Genomic DNA, 1,344 nt, shown 5'->3' with positions numbered 1-1,344 from the left:
CTACCACTACGGCAACACGTTTTTTGACATCACGTGTCGTCCCTGCCTGCTCAGAGGTGATTGCATCACGCTGTTTGAGCAAACGATTAAAAAGAGAACTTTTTCCGACATTCGGACGACCGATAATCGCTAATTTTTTCATGGACTTCCTAGTATTTATGCCTTTGCGAGACGCTAATCTCGATTGGCTGCGCTTATGTTGCGTTTTAGTGCTGCGCTTTAATTGATATTTTATTATAGCGCAGATGCCCTTATGATATGATTTCAAAATGATATACTATGATTATAAACGATTTTGTACCGACGTCCAAATCTTGAGCCAACAATGCAAATCCTTCCAACCGGATGCCATTATCGCCATTGCGCGTGGGGGGATGACGCTCGCGCATGCCCTCTCCATGAATTTGGAGACTCGTAATCTTCAAAGCATCCGCGTAGAGAGCTACGATGGTGATGCTCAACGTGAAAACGTGACGATTCTAGGAACGTGTGACCTTAGTGGCTCTAAACGTGTTCTTGTTGTCGATGATATCGTTGACAGCGGACAAACGCTCGCAGCCCTTATGCCCCTTTTACGTTCACAAAATCTCGATTGTGAATTTAAAATCGCAACCCTCTTTACGAAACAAACTGCACTTGTTCAGCCCGACTTTTTCTTACATAAAGCTACGGATTGGATCGATTTCTTTTGGGAAAGAGACTATCTATCTGAACTTCCCAAGTGAGCAAAGCCCCTTGGGAAGGCAAGGACAGGTTTGTCCTTTGCAATCCCCTGAAGCTGCCCGCATAAATGCGGGAGATTAACAATCTTAAAAAACAATTCGATATAATCCGACAACCACTAAAGATTTAACATTTCCTCCAAGGATTTTTATGCCTAAAGAATATATTTTTACCTCTGAATCCGTCACCGAAGGGCATCCCGATAAAATGGCCGATCAGATCAGTGATGCGATTTTGGATTACATCATTGAACATGATCCAAAAGCGCGTGTAGCCTGTGAAACTCTCGTTTCAAACGGTTTTTGCGTTATCGCAGGCGAGCTTAAAACAACTGCGTATGCTCCAATGCAAGAGATCGCCCGTCAAGTGGTTCGTGAAATTGGCTATACCGATGCAACGTATGGATTTGATTACCGCTCATGCGCCGTCTTGAACGGTATCGGTGAACAATCCCCCGACATTAACCAAGGTGTTGACCAAGAAGACGGTGAAATCGGAGCAGGAGACCAAGGACTCATGTTCGGTTACGCATGCCGCGAAACCGACGTTTTAATGCCATTGCCGATTTATCTCTCTCACCGTTTAGCGGAACGTTTAGCCCAAGTACGTAAAGAGGGGATT

At 44.6% G+C, this 1,344-nt stretch carries 3 protein-coding genes; 2 read left to right on the top strand and 1 reads right to left on the bottom strand.

The window, feature by feature from the left end; genetic code table 11:
* The coding region (locus tag A3G19_RS08435) for a GTPase (RefSeq protein WP_294872001.1) at window positions 1-142 on the bottom strand (142 nt) is incomplete at its 3' end.
* A 127-nt stretch (window positions 143-269) separates the two neighbouring features.
* Here A3G19_RS08435 and A3G19_RS08430 point away from each other — a divergent pair.
* Window positions 270-725, top strand: coding sequence for a phosphoribosyltransferase family protein (locus A3G19_RS08430; protein WP_294871998.1), 456 nt, complete (start codon window positions 270-272; stop codon window positions 723-725).
* A 148-nt stretch (window positions 726-873) separates the two neighbouring features.
* The coding region (locus A3G19_RS08425; protein ID WP_294871995.1) for an S-adenosylmethionine synthetase N-terminal domain-containing protein at window positions 874-1,344 on the top strand (471 nt) is incomplete at its 3' end.

Source organism: Sulfuricurvum sp. RIFCSPLOWO2_12_FULL_43_24 (genome assembly GCF_001829605.1).
Taxonomy (GTDB): domain Bacteria; phylum Campylobacterota; class Campylobacteria; order Campylobacterales; family Sulfurimonadaceae; genus Sulfuricurvum.
Note: the sequence above shows the minus strand (reverse complement) of the source record. Positions and strands in the feature narration are given on the sequence as shown.